Below are 21,282 nucleotides of genomic sequence, written 5' to 3'. Positions count from 1 at the left end.
CCCGCACTATGAGACGACCCTTCCGGAATGCGGAGACGGCGGCCCCGGTCGTCGGGTAGGGTGCGCCTCATGCACGCGCCGATGAACCAGAACTGGTGGTGGACCGCTTACCCGGCGGCCCACTGATCGCGCGTACTCCGATCCACGCACAGGCCGCCCGAGGGGCGGCCTTCGGTGTTCCTGGACCCGGCCGTTCCTCTCCTCCCACAGGAAGGAACGTCATATGCCCACCGACATCCCCGCCCTGTTCGCCCGGCTGACCACCGGTGACCGCCCCTTCGCGCTGCTGCGCCGCCGTCCCCCGGGCCACCCGGAGGACCTGGTCGAGCTGCTGCTGGGACCGGTGACCGAGGTGGCACGGCTCGCCGACATCCCGCTGCCCGAGGGCCCGCCCGCCGGCGGCCCGGCGCTGGACGCGCTGGCGCTGGTGCCGTTCCGGCAGATCCGCGAGCGCGGCTTCGAGGTCCGCGACGACGGGACCCCGCTGCTGGTGCTGCGGGCCGAGGAGTGCCACGCCCTGCCGCTGGACGCGGTGCTGGCCGCGCTGCCCCGGCACGCGGTCCGGGTCGCGCCCGGCGCGGGCTTCACCATGGCCGACGACGCCTACGCGGCCATGGTGGAACGGGTGGTGCGCGAGGAGATCGGCACCGGCGAGGGCGCCAACTTTGTGATCCGGCGGGACTTCGAGGGCGAGATCCCCGGCTTCTCCGCCGCCGACGCGCTGGCCCTGTTCCGGCGGCTGCTGGCCGGGGAACGGGGCGCCTACTGGACCCACCTGGTGCACACCGGGGACCGGACGCTGCTGGGCGCCAGCCCCGAGGTGCATGTCCGGATGTCCGGCGGGACGGTCGTGATGAACCCGATCAGCGGGACGTACCGCTATCCGGCCTCGGGCCCCACCACCGAGGGGCTGCTGGACTTCCTGCACGACCGCAAGGAGATCGAGGAGCTGTCCATGGTGGTGGACGAGGAGCTCAAGATGATGTGCACCGTCGGGGACCGGGGCGGGGTGGTGGTCGGCCCCCGGCTGCGGGAGATGGCGCACCTTGCCCACACCGAGTACGAGCTGCGCGGGCGCTCCTCGCTGGATGTGCGGGAGGTGCTGCGGGAGACCATGTTCGCGGCGACGGTCACCGGTTCGCCGGTGCAGAACGCCTGCCGGGTCATCGCCCGCCATGAGCCGGCGGGGCGCGGCTACTACGCGGGGGCGCTGGCCCTGTTCGGACGGGACGCGGGCGGCACCCGGACCCTGGACTCGCCGATCCTGATCCGCACCGCGGATGTCTCCCGCGAGGGGCGGCTGCGGGTGTCGGTCGGGGCGACCCTGGTGCGCGGCTCCGACCCCCGGGGCGAGGTGGCGGAGACCCGGGCGAAGGCGGCCGGCGTCCTGGCGGCCATCGAGGGCCGCCCGGCCCCGGCGCCGTCCACGGCCCGGCTCGCGGACGATCCACGGGTACGCGAGGCGCTGGACGCCCGGCGGGCCGGTCTCTCGCCGTTCTGGGTGCGGATGCAGGCCCCCGGCGAGGGTGCCTCGCTGAGCGGCCACGCCCTGGTCATCGACGCCGAGGACACCTTCACCGCGATGCTCGCCCATCTGCTGCGGGTCTCCGGGTTGTCGGTGAGCGTGCTGCGGTACGACGCGCCGGGGGTCCGGGAGGCCGCCCTGGCGCACCGGGGCCCGGTGGTGCTGGGGCCCGGCCCCGGGAACCCCTCGGACGCCTCAGATCCCAGGATGCGGATGCTGCGCGGGCTGGCGGGGGAGTTGCTGCGCGGGCATGCGTACGGGCTGCTGGGCGTCTGCCTCGGGCATGAACTCCTGGCGGCCGAGCTGGGTTTGGACATCGTGCGGAAGGATGTCCCCTTCCAGGGGGCGCAGGAGCGGATCGACTTCTTCGGGCGTCCGGAGACGGTGGGGTTCTACAACACGTTCACTGCGCGGTGCGGCGCGGAATTCGTCGTGCCGGGTGTCGAGTTGAGCCGGGACCCGGCGACGGGTGAGGTGCATGCGCTGCGCGGGCCGGGGTTCGCGGGGGTCCAGTTCCACCCGGAGTCGGTACTGACGTTGAACGGGGTTCAGGTGGTGTGCGATCTGCTGGCCGCCGCGGGGGTGGACCCCACCCACGCACCACCCGTCACCCCCAACCGGATCGGTTGAGGTTACCGGTGGGTGGACGACGCCCCGAAGGGGCGTGCCCACCCACCGGCGGTCAGGGTCAGGGCGTGCTCACCCCACCCGCGTGCCCACCCGCCAACGGTCAGCCGAAGAAGACCTTGACCTCCTCATACCGCGACACCGGCACCGTCTTCAACCGCTCCGTGGCGGCAGCCAACGGCACCCGCACCACATCGGTGCCGCGCAAGGCCACCATCACCCCGAACTCCCCGTCCCGCACCGCGGAAACCGCGTGCAGCCCAAACCGGGTGGCCAGCCACCGGTCGAACGCGCTGGGTGTACCGCCGCGCTGGACATGCCCCAGCACGGTGGTACGGGCCTCCTTGCCCGTCCGCCGCTCGATCTCCTTGGCCAGCCACTCCCCCACCCCGGACAGCCGGACATGTCCGAAGGAGTCCCGCGCGGCGGCGTCCTTGAGCACCAGTTCGCCATCGCGCGGCATCGCCCCCTCCGCCACCACCACGATCGGCGCGTAGCTGGCCCGGAACCGGGACTTCACCCACCCGCAGACCTCATCCACATCGAAGCGCTGCTCGGGGATGAGGATCACATTCGCCCCGCCCGCCAGTCCGGAGTGCAGGGCGATCCAGCCGGCGTGGCGCCCCATGACCTCCACCACCAGCACCCGCATATGAGATTCGGCCGTGGTGTGCAGCCGGTCGATCGCCTCGGTGGCGATGCCGACCGCGGTGTCGAAGCCAAAGGTGTAGTCCGTGGCGGACAGGTCGTTGTCGATGGTCTTGGGGACCCCGACGCACCGCACCCCGTGTTCCCGCCACAGCCGGGCCGCCACCCCCAGGGTGTCCTCGCCGCCGATCACGATCAGCGCGTCCACCCCCTCGCCGGCCAGGTTGTCCAGGATCCGGCGGACCCCGTCGGGCTCCTTGAAAGGGTTGGTCCGCGAGGACCCCAGCATGGTGCCGCCGCGCGGCAGGATCCCCCGCACCGCGCGAATGTCGAGACGTACCGTCGTCCCCCGCAACGGCCCGCGCCAGCCGTCGCGAAAGCCGGTGAACTCGTAGCCGTACTCCTGGACGCCCTTGCGGACGACTGCCCGGATGACCGCGTTGAGGCCGGGGCAGTCACCGCCCCCGGTCAAGACTCCGATCCGCATGACACCTTCCCTCCCTGTCGGGGACGACGCCCCGGCGGGAAGCCTCAGGCGTCGTCGAGCCCTCGCTCTATCGCGTAGCGCACCAGCTCCACGCGGTTGTGCAACTGAAGCTTTCCCAAGGTGTTCTGCACATGGTTCTGCACCGTGCGGTGGGAGATGACAAGCCGCTCGGCGATCTGCTTGTAGGTGAGCCCCTTGGCCACCAGCCGGAGCACCTCGGTCTCGCGCCCGGTGAGGCGGGGCGTGTCCTCCCGCCCGGCGGCGCGCGGCGCGGGCTCGGCGGCCAGCCGGCGGTATTCGCCCAGCACCAGCCCGGCCAGGCCGGGGGTGAACACCGGGTCCCCGGCGGCCGTGCCGCGCACCGCCGCCAACAGCTCCTCGGTACTGGCCGACTTGACCAGATAGCCGGTCGCCCCGGACTTCACCGCATCCAGGACATCCTGGTGCTCCCCGCTCGCGGACAGCACCAGCACCCGCAACTCCGGCCGTTCGGCGACCAGTTGCCGGCAGACCGCAACGCCGGGCAGGCCGGGCAGGTTGAGGTCCAGCACCAGGACGTCCGGCCGGGCGGCCCGGGCGCGGCGCACCGCCTGGGGCCCGTCGCCCGCCGTGGCCACCACCGCCAGCCCGGCCTCGGCCAGGTCGCGGGCCACGGCGTCGCGCCACATCGGGTGGTCGTCGACCACCATGACCTTCAGCGGTTCACTCATCCGTCGCTCCCCCGTCATGGGACCCTTCGCGGGACTCTCAACTCGACTTCCGTGCCCTGTCCCGGCACCGACACCAGCTCCGCGCCGCCGCCCAGTTCCCGCAGCCGGCCCCGGATGGACAGCGCCACTCCCATCCGCCCCTCCTGTTCGGCGGCCGCCAGCCGGCCCTCGGGGATGCCCGGCCCGTCGTCCCGGACCGTGACGATCACCTGGTCCGGCTCGTCCTCCAGCAGAATCCATGCCTGGGCGCCCTCGCCCGCATGGCGTTCGACGTTGTCCAGGGCGGCTCCGACGGCGGCCGCCAGTTCGGTCGCCGCCGCCGCGTCCAGCAGGACGGGTGTGCCGGGTGTGGCCAGCGAGACGGCGGCCCCGGCATAGGGACCGAGCAGCGCCCGTAGATCGCAAGGACCTTCGGCGGCCACCGGCTCCGCCTCCGCGAGACCGGCACCGGGACCGGCACCGGGACGCGGACGCCCGGGCGGCAGCCCGCCCCCCGCGACCAGGGTGCGCAGCGCGACCTCCTGCTCCCCCGCCATCCGCCCCAGCTCGGCCGCCTCGCCGCCGAGCGCGGTGCCCCGGCGCTGCACCATGGCCAGCACCTGGAGCACATTGTCATGGATGTCGCGGGCCAGCCGCTCCCGCTCCCGGGTGGCCGCCTCGATCCGCAGCGCCTGGGCGAGGGTGCGTTCGCTGATCCGCGTCACCTCGACGACATAGCCGATGGCGATGGAGGCGACCCACACCAGCAGCAGGTCGCGGACGGGCAGTTCCGCGCGCTCGGCGACATTGGCGGCGACCACCAGCGTGGCGGCGGCGGCCGCCCAGCGCCAGCCGCCCTTGAGCGCACAGCCCAGCGCCGCCCCCGAGGTCCAGACCGCCGGCAGGGTGTGGCAGCCGTCCGCGATCCGGGCCGGGGTGTCCAGCACCCCGGTGAGCAGGATCCCGGCCAGCGCCAGGGCCAGGTCGGTCAGCGGGAAGAGCCACCGGCAGCGTTCGGCGGAGGTGAAGCGGTTCCAGGTCAGCAGCGTCCACAGGGCGACTACGCCCAGATAGAGCGCGGCGCCCAGCGGGTGTGCGTAGCGGTGGTAGTCGGGGACGAACAGGACCAGGGCATAGCCCAGGGCCAGCAGCCGGTAGCCGGTGAGCGCCCGCCAGAGCGGCAGCTCCACCGACATCCGGGCACGGACGGGCCGCCCCTCCCGCTCCGCCATTCCCCCCGGTCCCCCGACCCTGTTACTTCCGGCGTCCGCGCTTGGCCGGACTCTCGTCCCCGGCCGCCTCCTTCTCCTCCTGCGCCTTCTTCTTCGCCTCCTCGGCGATCTGGCGCTTGGCGGCGGTGGCGTAGATGTCCACGTACTCCTGGCCGGAGAGCTTCATGATCTCGTACATGACCTCATCGGTCACCGAGCGCAGGATGAAGCGGTCGCCGTCCATGCCGTGGTAGCGGCTGAAGTCCAGCGGCTTGCCGATCCGGATGCCGGGGCGCATCAGCTTGGGCACCACCTTGCCCGGCGGCTGGATCTTCTCGGTGTCAATCATCGCGACCGGGATCACCGGGGCCCCGCTGGCCAGCGCCACCCGGGCCAGTCCGCCCGGCTTGCCTCGGTAGAGACGGCCGTCCGGGGAGCGGGTGCCCTCCGGGTAGATGCCGAACAGCTCACCGCGCTCCAGCACCTCGATGCCGCTCTTGATGGCCGCCTCGCCGGCGCCACGGGCGCCCGAGCGGTCCACCGGGAGCTGGCCGACGCCCTTGAAGAAGGCGGCCGTCAGCTTTCCCTTGACACCCGGAGAGGTGAAGTACTCCTGCTTGGCGATAAAGGTCACCTTGCGGTTCAGGACCGCTGGGAGGAAGAAGGAGTCCGAGAAGGACAGGTGGTTGCTCGCCAGGATCGCCGGACCCTCGGCGGGAATGTTCTCCAAGCCCTCCACCCACGGCCTGAAGGCAAGCTTCAGTGACCCGCCGATGGACAGCTTCATAGCGCCGTAGAACAACCGAGAACCTCCTGTGTGTGACGAGGAGACCTTAACCTGCCTACCCCCCGTGCGGCGCTCCGCGTAGGCTGAGGGCAGACCCGTCGGGTTTTCCCGTTGTCCCGTTTTCTTGATCGGAGATCCCGGTGCCGCTCCTCCCCGGAGCCGAGCCGTTCCGCCATGACGGCGGAGAGGTCGGCGTCCTTGTGTGCCACGGCTTCACCGGTTCCCCCCAGTCCGTCCGCCCCTGGGCGGAGCACCTCGCGGAGCGCGGGCTGACCGTCTCCCTCCCGCTGCTGCCCGGCCATGGCACCCGCTGGCAGGACATGCAGATCACCGGCTGGCAGGACTGGTACGCCGAGGTGGACCGGGCGCTGTGGTCGCTGCGGGAGCGGTGCTCCCAGGTCTTCCTGTGCGGCCTGTCGATGGGCGGCGCGCTGGCCCTGCGGCTGGCGGCCAAGCACCAGGAGGCCGTCTCCGGCGTGGTGGTGGTCAACCCCGCCAACCGGGTGCACGGCCTGGGCGCCCGGGCGCTGCCGGTGCTGCGGCACCTGGTCCCGTCCACCAAGGGCATCGCCAGCGACATCGCCAAGGAGGGTGCCGAGGAGGTGGGTTACCACCGGGTGCCGCTGCACGCCGCGCACTCCTTCCGGCGCTTCCTGCAGCTGGTGGACGGTGAACTGCCCCAGGTGACCCAGCCGTTGCTGCTGATGCACAGCCCCGAGGACCATGTGGTGCCGCCCGCCGACTCGGCGCGCATCCTGGCCCGGGTGTCCTCCCGGGACCTCACCGAGCGTCTGCTGGAACGCAGTTACCACGTGGCCACGCTGGACCACGACGCCCCGGCTGTCTTCGAGGAGTCCTACGCCTTCATCGGCCGCCTCACCCGGCAGGGGACGGCGGCCCGTGGCTGAGCGCGACGCCGACCGCGACCGGGACCGGGAGCCGCTGGACGAGGACGCGGCCTGGGCCCAGCTGGTCGCCTCCTACGGCGAACAGCCCGACCCGGAGAAGGGCCGCTGGCCCGCGACCGGCGAGGACGAGCCGGAGCCGGAGCCCGCACCACGGCCCGCCCGCCCCGGCAGCTTTATCGTCTACGCCCCCGGCGTCGGCCCCCGGGACTGGGAGACCCCCGAGACCCCCGAGACCTCCGAAGAGGACGAGGGCCACTTCATCCCGCCCGAGCCCCCGCCCGCCCCGAGCGGCGACGTCACCTCCCGCTTCGCCTGGCTCGCCGTCCTGGGCGGCCCGCTGTTGCTGCTGGTGATGGTCCTGCTCCAGCAGGAGCTGACCTGGTGGATGGTGACGGTGGGCGTGGGCGGCTTCCTGGGCGGCTTCGCGACGCTGGTCGTCCGGATGAAGGACGGGGACGAGGACGAGGACGACCCGGGCCGGGGTGCGGTGGTCTGACCGCCGCGGGCCGTCCATGGCCGGTCGCGGCGGCTCCCCGCGCCCCTAACGGGGCGCTGCCACCCGCAATGCCGCCAGCACCGGCAAGTGGTCGGTCGCGGCCCGCACATCCCTTTCAGCGACCCCGGGCAATCCCATGGGGACCCCGCATCCCAGCACCTCGACCCCCGCGGTCGTGAACACCGCATCGATCCGTTGAGAGGGATCCCCCAGCCGAGTGGTGTGCTCACGCCCCCACGGGCGGACCGCCCAGCCGTCCTGCAGGGCACGGGCCAGCAGCCCGAAAGTCCGGCCTTCCGGCCGGTCGTTGAGGTCACCGGCCAGCACCGCGTGCGGCACCCCGAGGGAGGCCAGCTTGTCCAGGGCCAGCCGCCCCTGGACATAACGCTCGGCCGGGTCGATGCTCAAGTGGCAGCTGATCACGCCCAGTTCCGCGCCACCGAAACGCAACACGGCCACGGCCAGCCCCCGTTGGTGCAGCCCCGGGGTACGCGGCAGCAGCACATCCTCGGTGCGCAGCACCCGCGCCCGCAGCGAGGACAGGATCATCGGCCCGGAGGACGGGGCGCCCCCCGTGACGTACACCAGCTCCGACAGCCGGGCCAGCCGGGCCGCCGCCTTGCGCCAGCGGAAGAAGCGGGGCGCCTCCTGGACGCAGACGACATCGGGGGCACAGGCCCGGATCACCCGGGCCAGCGCCCCCACGTCATCCCGCATGGAGCGGACGTTGTAGCTGAGCACCCGGATGACCGCGGAGCCGTCCGGCTCCGTGCGCGAGGCCGGAAGGTCCGTCAGAACATCCGCGGTGCTCACCGGCGGTCAGCCCTGCCGCGCCAGGTCCGCCGCGCCCACCAGGCCCGCCTTGCCGCCGAGTTGGGCGGCCAGCACCTGGGCGTGCGGCCGCCACTGGCTGCCCACCAGCCAGCGGCGGAAGGACTTGCGGATCGGGTCCAGCACCAGGTCGCCCTCGTCGGAGACACCGCCGCCGATGATGAAGGCGGAGGGGTCGAACAGCGAGGCCAGGTCGGCCAGGCCGGCGCCCGCCCAGCGGGCCAGCTCCCGGAAGGAGTCGATGGCCACCGGGTCACCCTGGCGGGCGGCGTCGCTGATGTGCTTGCCCTCGATGCCCTCGGGGGTGCCGTCGCCCAGGCCCAGCAGGACGCCGGCGTTCTCCGGGGTGGCCTGGGCGCGCTGCTTGGCGTAGCGGACCAGGGCGCGGCCGGAGGCGTACTGCTCCCAGCAGCCCTGGCTGCCGCAGCCGCACAGCAGGCCGTCCGGGACCACCCGGATGTGGCCGAACTCGGCGGCCACGCCGAAGCGTCCGCGGCGCAGCTTGTTGCCGATGATGATGCCGCCGCCCAGGCCGGTGCCCAGGGTGATGCAGATGACATCGTCATGGCCCTGGCCGGCGCCGAAGCGGTACTCGCCCCAGGCGGCGGCGTTGGCGTCGTTCTCGACCACGACGGGCAGGCCGACGCGCTGCTCGACCTTGTCCTTGAGCGCCTCGTGCCGCCAGTTGATGTTCGGCGCGAACAGCACGGTGGCGCGCTTGTCGTCGACATAGCCCGCGGCGCCGATGCCGACGGCCTCGACCTCGAAGCCCTCGCTGACGGTGCGCACCGCGTCCGCGATGGCGTCGATGACCCCCTCCGGGGTGTCCGGGGTCGGCACCTTGCACGTCGCGAGGATCGAGCCCTCTTCGTCGACCACGCCGGCCGCGATCTTCGTGCCGCCGATGTCGACGCCGATGGTGAGTCCCATGTGTCCCTCAGTTGTTTCGCTCGAACCCCGCCAGGGCCAACCGTACCGGAGGCTTCTCAGTCGAGGTCGATGTGTTCGGTTCCGGTGCCCTGGGCGCCCGGGGCGTCCCCGGCGGCGGGCCCTTCCCCGGTGGCGCCCCGGGTCCAGCGCCGCTCCTGGCCGTGCACCACGGCCCGGTAGGCGGCGAGCAGTTCACCGCCGGCGGCGGCCAGGTGGTCGAAGACATCCGGGTTGCGTTCGATGACCGGCTCCACCACGGCCTTGGCCCGGGCGGCCAGCTGCTGCACGGCGTCCGCGCCGGCCTGCGGGAGGCCCAGCTCGGAGACCTTGCCGGCGACCGCGTCCACCAGCTTGCGCAGTTCCTCGGCGGCGCTGCCGGGCTCCTGCTGCCGGGCACGGGCACGTTCGGCCGCGAGGTCCTCGGCGCAGGCCCGCTCCCAGGCGTCGGGATCGGGGTCGGGCGAGGGAACGTCACTCATGGCGGACTCCTGGACGGGGACTTGTCCTTGACGTTACCCGAAGGGGGTAGCGCTGTTCACCGGGTCCGCGGGGTTCACCGGCTCCGCGGCCACAGGCCGGGGTCGGGTACGAAGCGTACGCACAGCGCACCGTCCCGCAGCCCGGCTCCGGCGACCGAGCAGCGGCGCAGGGCGGAGGGCAGGGGCAGTATCCGGCGGAACTGGCCGACGGCGACGATCAGTTCGTCGCCGCGCCGGACCAGGCCCAGCCCGTCGCGGTCGGCGCCGGGCAGCGGCAGCTTCCAGATGAGCATGCCGTCGGCGTCCAGGCGGTCCTCCACGGTCCATGGCCGCTCCGGCTCCGCCGGCGGCTCCAGGTGGGCGGGCAGCAGTTCGGCCAGGTCCGCCGGGCCGCGCGGGGCGCGGCCCAGGTGGGGCACGGGGGTGGTGGGGATGGGGTGGCACTCCTCGCGCAGCGCCTTGACGGCGGTGGTCTGCTCGGTGGCCAGGGCGGCCAGCCAGGGGTCGGCCGAGTCCTGGGCGTGCGGCGGCAGCAGCCGGTTGAGGAGCAGGGTATCGATGCGGCAGCCGTGCAGGGCCAGTCCGGCGCGGGTGGTGCGCAGCGCGTCCACGGCCGCCGGGCCGGGCTCGGCGACCAGACGCACGGTGGTGGTCTCCGCCTCGATCACCTGCTGGACGGCGGCCAGTTCGGCGTCCCAGCGCTCGGCGGTCTCATAGAGCCGCTGGGCGGGCGCGGGCAGTCCGGCCAGCTGGGCGAGCATCGGGCGCAGGGCGCGGGCGGCCTGCCGCTCGGGCGGCAGCAGGCGGCGCAGATAGCGGCGCAGCTGCTCGGGCAGGGCGAGCAGGCGTATCGCCTCGCGGTCCGGTGGCAGGTCCATCACCAGCAGGTCCCAGTGCGGCCGAGCGGTGGCGGTGCGCAGGGCGGTGAGCAGGGCCAGGGGTTCGGCGCCGGGGAGTTCGGTGAGCTCCTCGGGGTCCAGCGGGGCGGCGCCGAGCAGGTCGAACAGGGAGGTGCCGCGGTCCTGCAGCTCGCGGGCGCGGGCGGCGAAGTGCTCGCCCACCGCGATCCGGGCCGCCCACAGGCCGGGCGCGGCCTCCACCGGCGGGCTCCAGGGGTCGTCCATGGCCGGGCCGGCGGGCAGCTCGGTGCCCAGCACCGCTTCGGGGGCCGGGCCCCGGTCGCCGGTGAGCAGCAGGACCCGGCGCCCTGCCCGGGCGGCGGCCAGTGCGGTGGCCGCCGCGACGGTGGTACGGCCCGCGCCGCCGGGACCGGTGACGAGGACCGTACGCACTTCAGGAGCCTTCCGGGTCGGGCGGTGTCGGCCGGGTCAGCCGGTATGGATCAGGAGGCGGTCAGGGACTCGACGCGGGCCTTGAGCCCGGACAGCGCCCGGTCGATGATGACCTTCTCCGCCTTGCGCTTGATCATGCCCAGCATGGGAATCTTGACGTCCACGGTGAGCTGGTAGGTGACCTCGGTCTGCGCGCCGCCGGCCAGCGGCTTGAGGGTGTAGGAACCGTCCAGCTGGCGCAGCATCTGGGACTTCACCAGGGACCAGGAGACCTCGTGGTCCGAGGGCCAGGTGTAGCCCAGCGTGTGGTCGTCCTTGATCGCTCCGGCGTCCAGCACCAGGCGCACCTTGGCGGCCCGGCCCTGCTCGTCCTTCTCCAGGACCTCGGCCTGCTTGACCTCCCCGGTCCACTCCGCGTAGTGGTCGAAGTCGGCGATCACCGCCATGACCTCGGCGGGGGTCGCCTCGATCGTGATGCTCGAGCTGGTGTGTTCCGCCATCTCCGTGGCTCCTCCGTACCGGTCCCGCCGCCTGTGTTCCGCTGTGTCCTGCCGCTGAAGGCTACCTCGCGGCGCGCCTCACCACTCCAGGGCCCAGGGAGTACCGGTCGAGGCGAAGTGGCCGACATTGACGCACTCGGTCGCGCCGATGCGCATCCGCCGGGCCAGCGGCTGGTGGACATGGCCGAACAGGGCGTACCTGGGGCGGGTGGCGTGGATGGCCGCCAGCAGGGCCTCACTGCCCCGCTCGAAGCGGCGGGCGACGGTGTCGTAACAGAGCTCGGGCACATCCGGCGGGATGTGCGAGCAGAGCACATCGACCTCGCCCAGCGCGGCCAGCTTGGCCGCGTAGGTCTCGTCGTCGATCTCGAAGGGGGTGCGCATCGGCGACTTCAGGCCACCGCCGACAAAGCCGAAGACCAGGCCGCCGATCTCCGCCCGCTCGCCGTCCAGCACCGTGGTGCCGGGGCGGGCGAACTCGGGCCAGAGGTGGGGGATGTCCACATTGCCGTAGGTGGCGTAGGTGGGGGTGGGGAAGGCGGCGAACAGCTCGGCGTACTGCTTGCGCACCGCCTGCTCCACGGCGGTGTCCCGGTCGATGCCCTGCCACAGGCCGCGGGCCAGCTCCCGGGCCTCGGCGAAGCGGCGGGCGGTGCGCAGTTCGACGATGCGGTCGGCGTTGGCGACCCCGAACAGCTCGGGGAAGATCCCGCGCGAGTGGTCGGCGTAGTCCAGGAAGAGCACCAGATCGCCCAGGCACACCAGGGCGTCCGCCCCCTCGCCGGCCCGGGCGAGGTCCTCGGCGTTGCCGTGCACATCGCTGACCACATGAACTCGCATGACCGGCACCCTAGGCGCTTGTCCGGACCTTCGGAAGGGCTGCGACCTGCGGTTACTTCCGGGTCACCAAGCGGAGAGGCTAGGGTTCGGGCAGTGGTCCCGGCTCGTGTGACGCGCAGAACATCTGGGCGTGACCCCTATTCGAAATCCATACTGGTGGGTAACGTCCGGGCCGTCCAATTCACCCCCGGCCTGATCATGGACCGCAGCCGACGCAGCGCCCCTCGACGACGCGGCGGCGCCGGCGCCCGACGAGGAGCAGCAGTCTTGCGCGAGTTCAGCCTTCCGGCTCTCTACGAGGTTCCGGCCGACGGCAACCTGACGGATCTCATCCGCCGGAACGCCTCGCTCCACCCGGATGTCGCCGTGATAGGGCGCAAGGTGGACGGCCGCTGGGAGGACGTCACCGCGGTGCAGTTCCTGGCCGAGGTCCGGGCGGCGGCCAAGGGACTGATGGCCTCGGGCGTCCAGCCGGGCGACCGGGTCGGCCTGCTGTCGCGCACCCGCTATGAGTGGGCGCTGCTGGACTTCGCCATCTGGAGCGCGGGCGGGGTGACCGTGCCGGTGTACGAGACCAGCTCCCCGGAGCAGATCCAGTGGATCCTCGGCGACTCCGGCGCGGTGGCCTGCCTGGTGGAGACCGGCACGCACCAGGAGGCGGTGGAGTCGGTACGCGACCGGCTGCCGGATCTCAAGCACCTGTGGCAGATCGACGACGGCGCCGTGGAGCAGCTGCGCACCGCGGGTGCGGAGCTGACCGACGAGGCGGTGGACAAGCGCAGCTCGCTGGCCGACGCCGACTCACCGGCCACCATCGTCTACACCTCCGGCACCACCGGCCGCCCCAAGGGCTGTCTGCTCACCCACCGCAACTTCTTCGCGGAGTGCGGCAACGCGGTGGAGCGGCTCAAGCCGCTGTTTGTCACCGGTGACTCCTCGGTGCTGCTCTTCCTGCCGGCCGCCCATGTCTTCGGACGGCTGGTGGAGGTGGGCGCGCTGCTGGCCCCCATCAAGCTGGGCATGGTCAGCGACATCAAGAACCTCACCGACGACCTGGCCGGCTTCCGTCCCACCCTGATGCTGGGTGTGCCCCGGGTCTTCGAGAAGGTCTACAACGGGGCGCGGGCCAAGGCCCAGGCGGACGGCAAGGGCAAGATCTTCGACAAGGCGGCGGAGACCGCCATCGCCTACAGCCGGGCGCTGGACACCGCGGAAGGCCCGTCCTTCGGTCTCAGGATCAAGCACAAGGTCTTCGACCGGCTGGTCTACGGCAAGCTGCGCGACGTACTGGGCGGCCGGGCCACCCACGCCATCTCCGGCGGCGCGCCGCTGGGCGAGCGGCTGGGCCACTTCTACCGGGGCATCGGCTTCACGGTGCTGGAGGGCTACGGGCTGACCGAGTCCTGCGCCGCGACCGCCTTCAACCCGGCCGACCGCCCCAAGATCGGCACCGTGGGGCAGCCGCTGCCCGGTTCGGTGATCCGCATCGCGGACGACGGGGAGGTGCTGCTGCACGGCGAGCACCTGTTCCCCCGCTACTGGAACAATGAGACGGCCACCGCCGAGGCGCTCTCCGAGGGCTGGTTCCACACCGGCGACCTGGGCACCCTCGACGAGGAGGGCTTCCTCACCATCACCGGGCGCAAGAAGGAGATCCTGGTCACCGCGGGCGGCAAGAACGTCGCCCCGGCGGTGATCGAGGACCGCATCCGGGCGCATGCGCTGATCGCCGAGTGCATGGTGGTCGGGGACGGGCGTCCCTTTGTGGGCGCGCTGGTCACCATCGACGAGGACTTCCTGCCGCGCTGGCTGAAGTCCCATGGCAAGCCGGAGGGGTTGACGGCGGCCGACCTGGTGGACGACGCCGAGCTGCTGGCCGACGTCCAGAAGGCGGTGGACGACGGCAACGCGGCGGTCTCCCAGGCGGAGTCGGTGCGCAAGTTCCGTATCCTGCCGACCCAGTTCACGGAGGCCTCCGGCCATGTCACGCCCTCGCTCAAGCTGAAGCGCAATGTTGTGGCGAAGGACTTCGCGAACGAGATCGAGGCGATCTACCAGCGCTGACCGGGGACTTGCCCCGTCAGGGGCGCGGGCGCGCCCCGTAAGGGGCGCGGGGAACTGCGCGACCAGCCACGGACGACCCGTAGCAAACCCACGAACCCCCGGTACGCACGGCGCCCCTTACGGGGCACGGCCAAGGAACTACAGCAGCTCGCGCAGCCGCTCCGCCAGCAGGTCCCAGCGCCAGGACCGTTCCACCCACTCGCGCCCGTGCTCGCCCATCCGGCGCCGCAGCTCGGGATCCAGCAGCAGGGTCACGATCCGGTCGGCGCACTCGGCCGACGAGCCGCCGCGCACTACATAGCCGGTCTCCCCCTCCAGCACCGCGTCCGGCGCCCCGCCCGAGTCCCCGGCCACCACCGGCAGCCCGGTGGCCGACGCCTCCAGGTAGACGATGCCCAGGCCCTCGACGTCCAGCCCGCCCCGGCGGGTCCGGCACGGCATGGCGAAGACATCGCCCGCGCCGTAGTGCGCGGGCAGCTCCTCCCAGGGCACGGCGCCGGTGAACCGGACCGCCCCGGCGACGCCCGACTCGGCGGCCAGCCGCCGCAGTTCCTTCTCGTACGGCCCGCCGCCGACTATCAGCAGCACCGCCTCCGGCACCGCGGCCAGCACCGCCGGCATCGCCCGGATCAGTGTGTCCTGGCCCTTGCGCGGCACCAGCCGGGAGACGCACACCACCACCGGCCGGTCCGCGAGTCCCAGCCGGGCGCGGATCGCGGCGCCGCCGGAGCCGGGGTGGAAGGTCTTCTCGTCCACACCGGGCGGGAGTTGGACCATGCGGCCCGCCGCCTCACCCGTCAGAGCGGTCGCGATCCGGGACCGGGTGTACTCCCCCAGATGGGTGAGGGTGTCGGTGCCCTCGCCGATGCGCCGCAGCAACTGCCGGGCGGCGGGCAGCTGGGCCCAGCCCGCCTCATGGCCATGGGTGGTCGCCACCAGCCGCTGGGCCCCGGCCCGGCGCAGCGCCGGGGCCATCAGCCCCAGCGGCGCGGCCGCCCCGAACCACACCGAGCCACAGCCGTGCCGGCGCAGCAGCGCCACCGCCTGGCGGGTCACCCGGGGCGTGGGCAGCAGCATCGTGGTCCGGTCGCGGATCACGGTGAAGGGCTGTTCGGCGTCGAACCGCTCGGTGGCCTCCCGCCCCTCGCGGCCGCGCTTCCAGGTGGAGGCATAGACAACGACCTTTTCCGGGTCCAGGCGCAGCGCCATGTTGTGCAGGAAGGCCTGGATGCCTCCGGGGCGCGGCGGGAAGTCGTTGGTGACGATCAGGGTCTTGTACATCGCCGCCGACAGTACCCGCTCGCCCCGGACGGTGCGGGCGCCACGTCGCGCATGTGCCGCGCGCGGGCCGGCCGGCCAGGCATCATGCCTTCCAGTGACGGCGTGGATACGGCGAGTACAGGCTGGTGAGATCTCGATGATGGCGAGCTCCAGGATGGGCTCTCGGCTGTGGCTGCCGATCGCGGTGTGGGCCCTTGGCAGGGCCTTTCTGCTGCTGTGCGTGTTCCGGGTGCTGGTCATGCCGGGTTCCGATGTCTCGGTCGACATCAAGGTGATCTACCAGGGCTGGTACGGGGTGCTGAGCACCGGCGTCTTCCCCTTCGACGACGTGACCTGGCAGTACCCGCCGGCCGCCGCGCTGGCGGTGCTGGCCCCGGGGATGCTGCCGTTCCTGGACTACGCCCCGGCCTTCTTCCTGGTGTGCTTCGCCGCGGACGCGGCCGTTTTCGGGATGCTGCTCTACGCGGTGCGCGATCCCCGGCGCTGTGTGAACGGGGTGTGGGTGTGGGTGGCCGGAGTGCCGCTGCTGGGTCCGATCGTCTACGCCCGCTATGACGTGATGGTCACCGCGGTGGCCGTGGCCGGCCTGCTGGCCCTGGGCCGCCGGGCCCGCCTGTCCGGGGCGCTGGCCGGATTCGGGGCGCTCCTGAAGATCTGGCCGGTGCTGCTGCTGGTGGGCGTGGAGCGCGGGCCGCGCACCCGCTCGGCCTGGACCTCGGCCCTGACCACCGCGGTGGCGCTGGCCATGCTGTTCGCGGCGGCCATGCCGGGGGCGCTGGCCTTCCTGACCTTCCAGCGGGACCGGGGCACCGAGGTGGAGTCCCTGGGGTCGCTGGTCTTCCATCTGGGGCGGCACTTCGGCTGGCACGGCCGGGCGCGGCTGCACTACGGGTCGGTGGAGTTCCTGGGGCGCCATGTGCACGCGGTGAGCGCGCTGGCCCTGCTGCTGAGCCTGGTGGCCTTCGGCTGGCTGGTGCTCTGGCGGATGCGGGCGCGCCGCTTCACTCCGTGCACGCCGTCGGACGCCGCCTTCACGGCGGTGCTGCTGTTCACCACCACCAGCCGGGTGATCAGCCCGCAGTATGTGATCTGGCTGATCGGCCTGGGTGCGGTGTGCGTGACCATGCGCAACAGCCGCCAGCGCCTGCCGGCCCTGCTGATGCTGCTGGCCGCGCCGCTGACCCAGCTGGAGTTCCCCATCTGGTTCCACCATGTGGTGGCCAGCGACAAGCTGGGCGTGGCCATCCTGACCCTGCGGAACGCGCTGCTGGTGGCGGCGACGGTGGTCTCCTGCGCCCGGCTCTGGCGCGAGACGGTCACCGAGGCCCAGCGCACGGACGAACCGGAGCCTCCGGCGGAGCGGGCGTCGGCGCTGGTCACCCCGTAACCGGGCGCAGTTCGCCGGTGGCGGAGGTCAGTAGGGCTCGGTGCCGCCGGCCGCCATGCCGCCGCTGTTGTCGCTGACCGTGCCGTAGGCACGCATGGTGTAGCCCTTGTCGTACAGCATGGGGGTGTAGCAGGAGTACGCGTTGAGCGAGGAGTTCCAGTTCAGGAGGGTGTTGGAGAAGCAGCTCTCCACCCGGTGGTCGTCCTGGTCGCGCTGGACGTGCAGGGTGCCGTGGTCGTTCACATAGTCCAGGATGCGTCCCCAGCCGGTGTGGCACTTATTGCTGTAGCGGAGCTGGATCTTGCCGACCAGCACATTGCCGGACGAGTAGAGATTGGTCTCCCGCACCGTGGTCGCGTCCGCGGCACACCCGGTCACCTGCGCGTCCGTACCGTCGTAGACATTGGCCGCGTAGGCCGTCCCGCCGCCCAGCAGCACGCCGGTGACGGACAGGGCGGCGGCCGAGGCGGCTATCGCCAACCCGCGCTTGATGGTGGCTGTGCTCATGTTTGATCCCTTTCGCTGCTTTCAGGCATCGATCAAGATCAAATCTAACCGGCGTCCGGTACATGCCAAAATCGGCCGTTCAGCGAAGGGCGGCCCGCACATAGTCGCGCCACCTCGCCGTGAACTCCCCCTCGTTGATGCCCAGTACATCCCGCATCGCCGCAGCGGAACCCCCTGCCCGATAGAAGGCGACCAACTTCGCTTCCCCCCACCGCTCCGCGATCATCCGGCACGCAAGCCATCCCCCCTCATAGGCCCGCGCCAGCGTCCCCGCTTCCCCGGTGAACCCGAAATCGCCATTGGCGGGCAGCCGTTCCGGCACCGCGCCCGAAGCCACCGCCCGGGCCAGTTCCGGCGCGAGCTCCCGGGCCGAACGACCCGTTCCCCGGTACGCCGTCCAGTCCGCGAACCCCTCCGAGAGCCACAGCGGTGTGGCCCCGGAGGTCCGCTCGCGGGTCGCCACATGAGCCGTCTCATGGGTGAGCACCACCTGCCGCCCGAAGTCCGACAGCCCCCCGTACGCCTCCGGGTTGACCACCACCCGGTCCGCCGGTGCCGCCCCGGCGCCCCCGGCCTCCCCGCTGGTGACCGCCGCGATCCCCCGGTAGTTGGCGGCCGGCGACCCGAGCAGTTCTCCCATCCGGTCCAGCGAGGCGGGCATCTCCACCACCACCCGGCCCGGCCAGTCCCGGGTCTTCCAGGCGTCGGCCACCCGGGGCACCGCCCGGTCCGCCAGCCGGGCCAGGGCGCGCAGCCGGGTGTCGTCCTGGCCCACGCCCAGCACCAGGCTGTGCTCGCCGCGCACCACCGCGACCGGGCCCTGGTCCCACAACTGCCGGGCGCCCTGGGCGGTGTCCTGCCCGGCCAGGTACCAGTGCCCGTCCCGGCGCACCGCGGTCAGCCGTAGGGCGGCGGCGACCGGAGCGGTGTCATAGCCGGTCAGCCGGTAGCGCAGCTCGGCCTCGACGGCCACCCGGTGGCCGTCCCCCGGCAGCGGGGCGAAGCCGCCCACCCGCTTGAGCCGGTAGTCCCAGGAGGACAGCGGCACCCGCGCCAGGTTGGCGAACACCCGGCCCTGCTCGGCCCGGTACTCGCCGGCCCGGGGATCCACCGCCGCCAGATAGCCGCGCTCGTCCCGACCGCGTACCGCCGCCGCCCATCCGTCGAGCAGCCGCCCTACCGCGGTCCGGTCACCGCCCGTGTCCCCGCCGGAGCCGGCGGAGCCGCCGGCCCCGCAGCCCGTCGCGGCGAGCAGCACAAGCAGCGCCGCCACCAGGCGGCCGCACCGCGTCCGGCCATTCACGCCCCGCATCGTACGAGGCGGGCGTACGAGGCGGACGGACGGCCCGGCCGGTCAGGGCCGGGTGACCGAGGAGATCGGCATCATGTCCGCCCGGTCGTAGCGCACCCGCGCCCCGGGGTAGGGCGCGTGCACCACCTGCCCATTGCCCACGTACATGCCCACATGGCTGGCGTCATCCCGGTAGATGACCAGGTCGCCGGGCCGGGCCTCGGCCAGCGACACATGGCGTCCGGCGTTGCGCTGCGCCTGTGAGGTGCGCGGCAGGCCCACGCCCGCCCGGCCGTAGGCCCACTGCATCAGCCCGGAGCAGTCGAAGGCGCCGGGCCCGGTGGCACCCCAGGAGTACGGGGAGCCGACGGCGGAGCGGGCGGCCCGCACGGCGGCGGCGCCGCGTGCCGAGGCGGCCAGGGAGGCGAGGCCGGTCAGGCCGGAGCGGCCCGGCAGCGCCAGGTCCGGCCGGGAAGAGGAGCCGGAGCGGGAGGCCCGCCCGTACTCCTCCCGCTCCGGCTGGGGCAGCGAGTTCAGCAGCCGCTGGGCGGCGGCCAGCTTGCGCTCCACTTCACGCTTGTGCCGCTGTACGGCCCGCCGGTTGTCCTCCAGCTCCTCCAGCGAGCGGGCGGCCTCCGCGCGTTCCTGGCGCAGGGAGCGCTGGGCGTCCTGGAGCCGGCGGAGTTCCCCGGCCTGCCGGCCGCTGACCCGGTCCAGGGCGGCGGCCCGGTCCAGGTAGCCGTCCGGGTCGGAGGAGAGCAGCAGCTCGATGGCCGGGTCCACGGCCCCGGACCGGTACTGGGCGGCGGCGAACATGCCGAGGGCGTTGCGCATCCGGTTGACCTTCTCCTGGCCGCGGGCGACCCGGTCGGCGGCCTCCTCGACCTTCCGCCGCAGGGTTCCGGCGCGCTCGTCGGCGGCGTTGAACTTCTCGGTGGCCCGCTCCGCCTCCTCGTAGAGCCGGTCGATCCGGGCCCGGACCGCGCCGGCCGGGTCGCCGGGGGCGGCGCCCGCCGGTCCCGCCGTGAGGGCTGCCGCCGCGGTGGCCATGGCGGCGGACAGAACAGTGACCCGGACGGTCCGGTGGAGACCGGACTGCGCGGGCCGGCGATGGAACGCCACGGGCTGCCGCACTCCTTCCTGCTGGTGCGGCGCCCTGCCGCCCGGACGGGCGGACCAGGCCGGGGCCGCGCGCGCCAGACAGTAGCGGTGCGCTCACACCGGGTTCAAAGACCGTCCCACCGGGGTCACCCGGAGAAAGCCCGGCGCCCCGCCGACAGACGCAGGTCATCGGCGGGGCGTGAGGTCAGAAAGGTGTCCCGGGATTCGCCCGATCGGGCGGGCGTGGCACGGCTCGACGCGGGCCGGGCGGGACGGGAGGAGGCGGTCAGCCCACCCGGACGCCGAACTGGAACGGCATATTGCCCATGGACTCATAGCGCACCACGGCCCCGGTGTGCGGGGCGTGCAGCACCATGCCATTGCCCGCGTAGAGGCCGACATGGTGCAGGTCCCCGAAGAACAGCACCAGGTCGCCGGGTTGCAGCTGGCTCGGGTCGCCGATACGGGTGCCGTAGTTGGCCTGCTCCTCGGAGGTGCGCGGGATGTCGACGCCGGCCTGGGCATACGCCCAGGAGGTCAGCCCGGAGCAGTCGAAGGAGCCGGGGCCGGTGGCGCCGTACACATAGGGGGTGCCGAGCTTGGACTGGGCGGCGGCCAGCGCCGCGGCGGCCCGGCCCGAGCTGGGAGCCTGCTTGCCCAGGTCCGGCTTGCTCTGGCCGTCGGAGCCATTGGAGCCGTTCTTGCCGCTCTCCTGCCGCTCGACGTCAGCGCGGTCCTGGGCGTCCAGGGAGTTGAGCAGGTCACGTGCGTCCGAGAGCTTGCCCTGGACCTCGGTCTTCTGGTCGGCCAGCGCCTTGCGGGTGGAGTCCAGGTCGGCCAGCTTGCCGGTGGCCTCTTCCCGCTGCTGCTTGAGCTGGCGCTGCTTGGCGGCTATGAGCTTGAGCGTCTCGGCCTGCTTGCCGGTGACCTGGTCCAGGGTGGACACCCGGTCCAGATAGCTGTCCGGGTCGGAGGAGAGCAGCAGCTGCAGCGAGGGGTCCACCGAGCCGGAGCGGTACTGAGCGGTGGCCACCGAACCCAGGCTGTCCCGCAGCTTGTTGAGCTCGTCCTGGCCACGGGCGACCTGGTCCTGGATCTCGCCGACCTGCTTCTCCAGCTTGGCCTGCTTCTCCTTGGCGCCGTTGTACTTCTCGGTCGCCTGCTCGGCCTCGTCATAGAGCTTGTCGACCTTGGCCTTGACCTCGGTCTTGGAGGGCTTGGGGTCGGCGTGCGCGGCCTGCGAGGAAAGGGCGACGGCCGCGGCGGCGGTCGCGGTGAGCACGGTCACCCGAGTACGGCCCGGCTGCTTGGGACGACGGTGGGACGCCACGGAGTCGCGCTCCTTCACTCTCAAAGAACGGCACCCGCACGGCATTCCGAATGGATGACCACCGCGTGCGG

At 72.6% G+C, this 21,282-nt stretch carries 21 protein-coding genes; 6 read left to right on the top strand and 15 right to left on the bottom strand.

Features of this window, described 5'->3' with window-relative positions:
* Positions 1 to 27 precede the first annotated feature (27 nt).
* Together ACIHFE_RS03455 and ACIHFE_RS03450 are read left to right on the top strand one after the other, a co-directional pair.
* The gene (locus ACIHFE_RS03455; protein WP_400104079.1) at positions 28 to 126 is read left to right on the top strand and encodes a trp operon leader peptide; all 99 of its coding nucleotides are present in this window, start codon (positions 28 to 30) and stop codon (positions 124 to 126) included.
* A gap of 97 nt (positions 127 to 223) precedes the next feature.
* Complete coding sequence (locus tag ACIHFE_RS03450) at positions 224 to 2,155, top strand: anthranilate synthase family protein (protein ID WP_400104078.1); 1,932 nt, start codon at positions 224 to 226, stop codon at positions 2,153 to 2,155.
* 100 nt (positions 2,156 to 2,255) lie between these two features.
* On the opposite strand, the gene ACIHFE_RS03445 is transcribed toward ACIHFE_RS03450, so the two are convergent.
* Genes ACIHFE_RS03445 through ACIHFE_RS03430 form a run of 4 tightly spaced genes read right to left on the bottom strand, consistent with a single transcriptional unit; the run spans position 2,256 to position 5,989 of the window.
* Positions 2,256 to 3,287, bottom strand: a complete 1,032-nt coding sequence (locus tag ACIHFE_RS03445) for a 6-phosphofructokinase (RefSeq protein ID WP_400104077.1) — start codon at positions 3,285 to 3,287, stop codon at positions 2,256 to 2,258.
* A gap of 44 nt (positions 3,288 to 3,331) precedes the next feature.
* Positions 3,332 to 3,997 (bottom strand): response regulator, encoded by a 666-nt coding sequence (locus tag ACIHFE_RS03440; RefSeq protein ID WP_400104076.1) that lies wholly within the window; start codon positions 3,995 to 3,997, stop codon positions 3,332 to 3,334.
* Between the two features lie 14 nt (positions 3,998 to 4,011).
* Positions 4,012 to 5,208: a MacS family sensor histidine kinase gene (macS, locus tag ACIHFE_RS03435; RefSeq protein ID WP_400104075.1), complete on the bottom strand. Its 1,197-nt coding sequence runs from the start codon at positions 5,206 to 5,208 to the stop codon at positions 4,012 to 4,014.
* Positions 5,209 to 5,230: 22 nt separating this feature from the next.
* Positions 5,231 to 5,989 (bottom strand): lysophospholipid acyltransferase family protein, encoded by a 759-nt coding sequence (locus tag ACIHFE_RS03430; RefSeq protein ID WP_400104074.1) that lies wholly within the window; start codon positions 5,987 to 5,989, stop codon positions 5,231 to 5,233.
* A gap of 125 nt (positions 5,990 to 6,114) precedes the next feature.
* On the opposite strand from ACIHFE_RS03430, the gene ACIHFE_RS03425 reads away from it, so the two are divergent.
* Entirely contained in the window at positions 6,115 to 6,882 is a 768-nt protein-coding gene (locus ACIHFE_RS03425; protein WP_400104073.1) for an alpha/beta hydrolase, read from the top strand.
* Positions 6,875 to 7,378, top strand: a complete 504-nt coding sequence (locus ACIHFE_RS03420; RefSeq protein ID WP_400104072.1) for a hypothetical protein — start codon at positions 6,875 to 6,877, stop codon at positions 7,376 to 7,378. Before ACIHFE_RS03425 ends, ACIHFE_RS03420 begins: the two co-directional genes overlap by 8 nt.
* A gap of 45 nt (positions 7,379 to 7,423) precedes the next feature.
* On the opposite strand, the gene ACIHFE_RS03415 is transcribed toward ACIHFE_RS03420, so the two are convergent.
* From ACIHFE_RS03415 to ACIHFE_RS03390, 6 genes are all read right to left on the bottom strand, one after another.
* Positions 7,424 to 8,191, bottom strand: coding sequence for an endonuclease/exonuclease/phosphatase family protein (locus ACIHFE_RS03415; protein ID WP_400104071.1), 768 nt, complete (start codon positions 8,189 to 8,191; stop codon positions 7,424 to 7,426).
* Positions 8,192 to 8,197: 6 nt separating this feature from the next.
* A complete protein-coding gene (locus tag ACIHFE_RS03410; RefSeq protein WP_400104070.1) occupies positions 8,198 to 9,139 on the bottom strand; it encodes an ROK family glucokinase in 942 nt (313 codons plus the stop codon).
* Between the two features lie 56 nt (positions 9,140 to 9,195).
* Positions 9,196 to 9,618 (bottom strand): DUF5304 family protein, encoded by a 423-nt coding sequence (locus ACIHFE_RS03405; RefSeq protein WP_400104069.1) that lies wholly within the window; start codon positions 9,616 to 9,618, stop codon positions 9,196 to 9,198.
* Positions 9,619 to 9,692: 74 nt separating this feature from the next.
* Positions 9,693 to 10,910: an ArsA family ATPase gene (locus ACIHFE_RS03400; protein WP_400104068.1), complete on the bottom strand. Its 1,218-nt coding sequence runs from the start codon at positions 10,908 to 10,910 to the stop codon at positions 9,693 to 9,695.
* A 50-nt stretch (positions 10,911 to 10,960) separates the two neighbouring features.
* On the bottom strand, positions 10,961 to 11,410 hold the full coding sequence (locus ACIHFE_RS03395) for an SRPBCC family protein (protein ID WP_400104067.1): 450 nt from the start codon (positions 11,408 to 11,410) through the stop codon (positions 10,961 to 10,963).
* A gap of 78 nt (positions 11,411 to 11,488) precedes the next feature.
* Positions 11,489 to 12,250, bottom strand: coding sequence for a metallophosphoesterase (locus ACIHFE_RS03390; protein WP_400104066.1), 762 nt, complete (start codon positions 12,248 to 12,250; stop codon positions 11,489 to 11,491).
* A 267-nt stretch (positions 12,251 to 12,517) separates the two neighbouring features.
* Here ACIHFE_RS03390 and ACIHFE_RS03385 point away from each other — a divergent pair, with 267 nt between their 5' ends.
* On the top strand, positions 12,518 to 14,314 hold the full coding sequence (locus ACIHFE_RS03385; protein ID WP_400104065.1) for an AMP-dependent synthetase/ligase: 1,797 nt from the start codon (positions 12,518 to 12,520) through the stop codon (positions 14,312 to 14,314).
* Positions 14,315 to 14,452: 138 nt separating this feature from the next.
* Here ACIHFE_RS03385 and ACIHFE_RS03380 read toward each other — a convergent pair whose 3' ends face one another.
* Positions 14,453 to 15,595: a glycosyltransferase family 4 protein gene (locus ACIHFE_RS03380; protein ID WP_400104064.1), complete on the bottom strand. Its 1,143-nt coding sequence runs from the start codon at positions 15,593 to 15,595 to the stop codon at positions 14,453 to 14,455.
* Positions 15,596 to 15,731: 136 nt separating this feature from the next.
* On the opposite strand from ACIHFE_RS03380, the gene ACIHFE_RS03375 reads away from it, so the two are divergent.
* Complete coding sequence (locus tag ACIHFE_RS03375; RefSeq protein WP_400104063.1) at positions 15,732 to 16,982, top strand: glycosyltransferase 87 family protein; 1,251 nt, start codon at positions 15,732 to 15,734, stop codon at positions 16,980 to 16,982.
* Between the two features lie 27 nt (positions 16,983 to 17,009).
* Here ACIHFE_RS03375 and ACIHFE_RS03370 read toward each other — a convergent pair whose 3' ends face one another.
* The 4 genes from ACIHFE_RS03370 to ACIHFE_RS03355 all read right to left on the bottom strand — a co-directional run bounded on the left by ACIHFE_RS03370 (position 17,010) and on the right by ACIHFE_RS03355 (position 21,211).
* Positions 17,010 to 17,489, bottom strand: coding sequence for a DUF2690 domain-containing protein (locus tag ACIHFE_RS03370; protein ID WP_400104062.1), 480 nt, complete (start codon positions 17,487 to 17,489; stop codon positions 17,010 to 17,012).
* 79 nt (positions 17,490 to 17,568) lie between these two features.
* On the bottom strand, positions 17,569 to 18,801 hold the full coding sequence (locus ACIHFE_RS03365; protein ID WP_400104061.1) for a hypothetical protein: 1,233 nt from the start codon (positions 18,799 to 18,801) through the stop codon (positions 17,569 to 17,571).
* A 42-nt stretch (positions 18,802 to 18,843) separates the two neighbouring features.
* Positions 18,844 to 19,902, bottom strand: a complete 1,059-nt coding sequence (locus tag ACIHFE_RS03360; RefSeq protein WP_400104060.1) for an NlpC/P60 family protein — start codon at positions 19,900 to 19,902, stop codon at positions 18,844 to 18,846.
* A 265-nt stretch (positions 19,903 to 20,167) separates the two neighbouring features.
* Entirely contained in the window at positions 20,168 to 21,211 is a 1,044-nt protein-coding gene (locus ACIHFE_RS03355) for an NlpC/P60 family protein (protein ID WP_400104059.1), read from the bottom strand.
* Positions 21,212 to 21,282 lie beyond the last annotated feature (71 nt).

Source organism: Streptomyces sp. NPDC052396 (assembly GCF_044593195.1).
In the GTDB taxonomy this organism is placed as follows: domain Bacteria; phylum Actinomycetota; class Actinomycetes; order Streptomycetales; family Streptomycetaceae; genus Streptomyces.
This window is presented reverse-complemented; position numbering and strand designations above follow the sequence as displayed.

Coding starts and splice junctions, on each gene's coding strand:
- ACIHFE_RS03370 (WP_400104062.1), bottom strand. CDS start 17,489: ATGAGCACAGCCACCATCAAGCGCGGGTTGGCGATAGCCGCCTCGGCC.
- ACIHFE_RS03445 (WP_400104077.1), bottom strand. CDS start 3,287: ATGCGGATCGGAGTCTTGACCGGGGGCGGTGACTGCCCCGGCCTCAAC.
- ACIHFE_RS03390 (WP_400104066.1), bottom strand. CDS start 12,250: ATGCGAGTTCATGTGGTCAGCGATGTGCACGGCAACGCCGAGGACCTC.
- ACIHFE_RS03450 (WP_400104078.1), top strand. CDS start 224: ATGCCCACCGACATCCCCGCCCTGTTCGCCCGGCTGACCACCGGTGAC.
- macS (WP_400104075.1), bottom strand. CDS start 5,208: ATGGCGGAGCGGGAGGGGCGGCCCGTCCGTGCCCGGATGTCGGTGGAG.
- ACIHFE_RS03455 (WP_400104079.1), top strand. CDS start 28: ATGCGGAGACGGCGGCCCCGGTCGTCGGGTAGGGTGCGCCTCATGCAC.
- ACIHFE_RS03395 (WP_400104067.1), bottom strand. CDS start 11,410: ATGGCGGAACACACCAGCTCGAGCATCACGATCGAGGCGACCCCCGCC.
- ACIHFE_RS03375 (WP_400104063.1), top strand. CDS start 15,732: ATGATGGCGAGCTCCAGGATGGGCTCTCGGCTGTGGCTGCCGATCGCG.
- ACIHFE_RS03405 (WP_400104069.1), bottom strand. CDS start 9,618: ATGAGTGACGTTCCCTCGCCCGACCCCGATCCCGACGCCTGGGAGCGG.
- ACIHFE_RS03365 (WP_400104061.1), bottom strand. CDS start 18,801: ATGCGGGGCGTGAATGGCCGGACGCGGTGCGGCCGCCTGGTGGCGGCG.
- ACIHFE_RS03440 (WP_400104076.1), bottom strand. CDS start 3,997: ATGAGTGAACCGCTGAAGGTCATGGTGGTCGACGACCACCCGATGTGG.
- ACIHFE_RS03410 (WP_400104070.1), bottom strand. CDS start 9,139: ATGGGACTCACCATCGGCGTCGACATCGGCGGCACGAAGATCGCGGCC.
- ACIHFE_RS03380 (WP_400104064.1), bottom strand. CDS start 15,595: ATGTACAAGACCCTGATCGTCACCAACGACTTCCCGCCGCGCCCCGGA.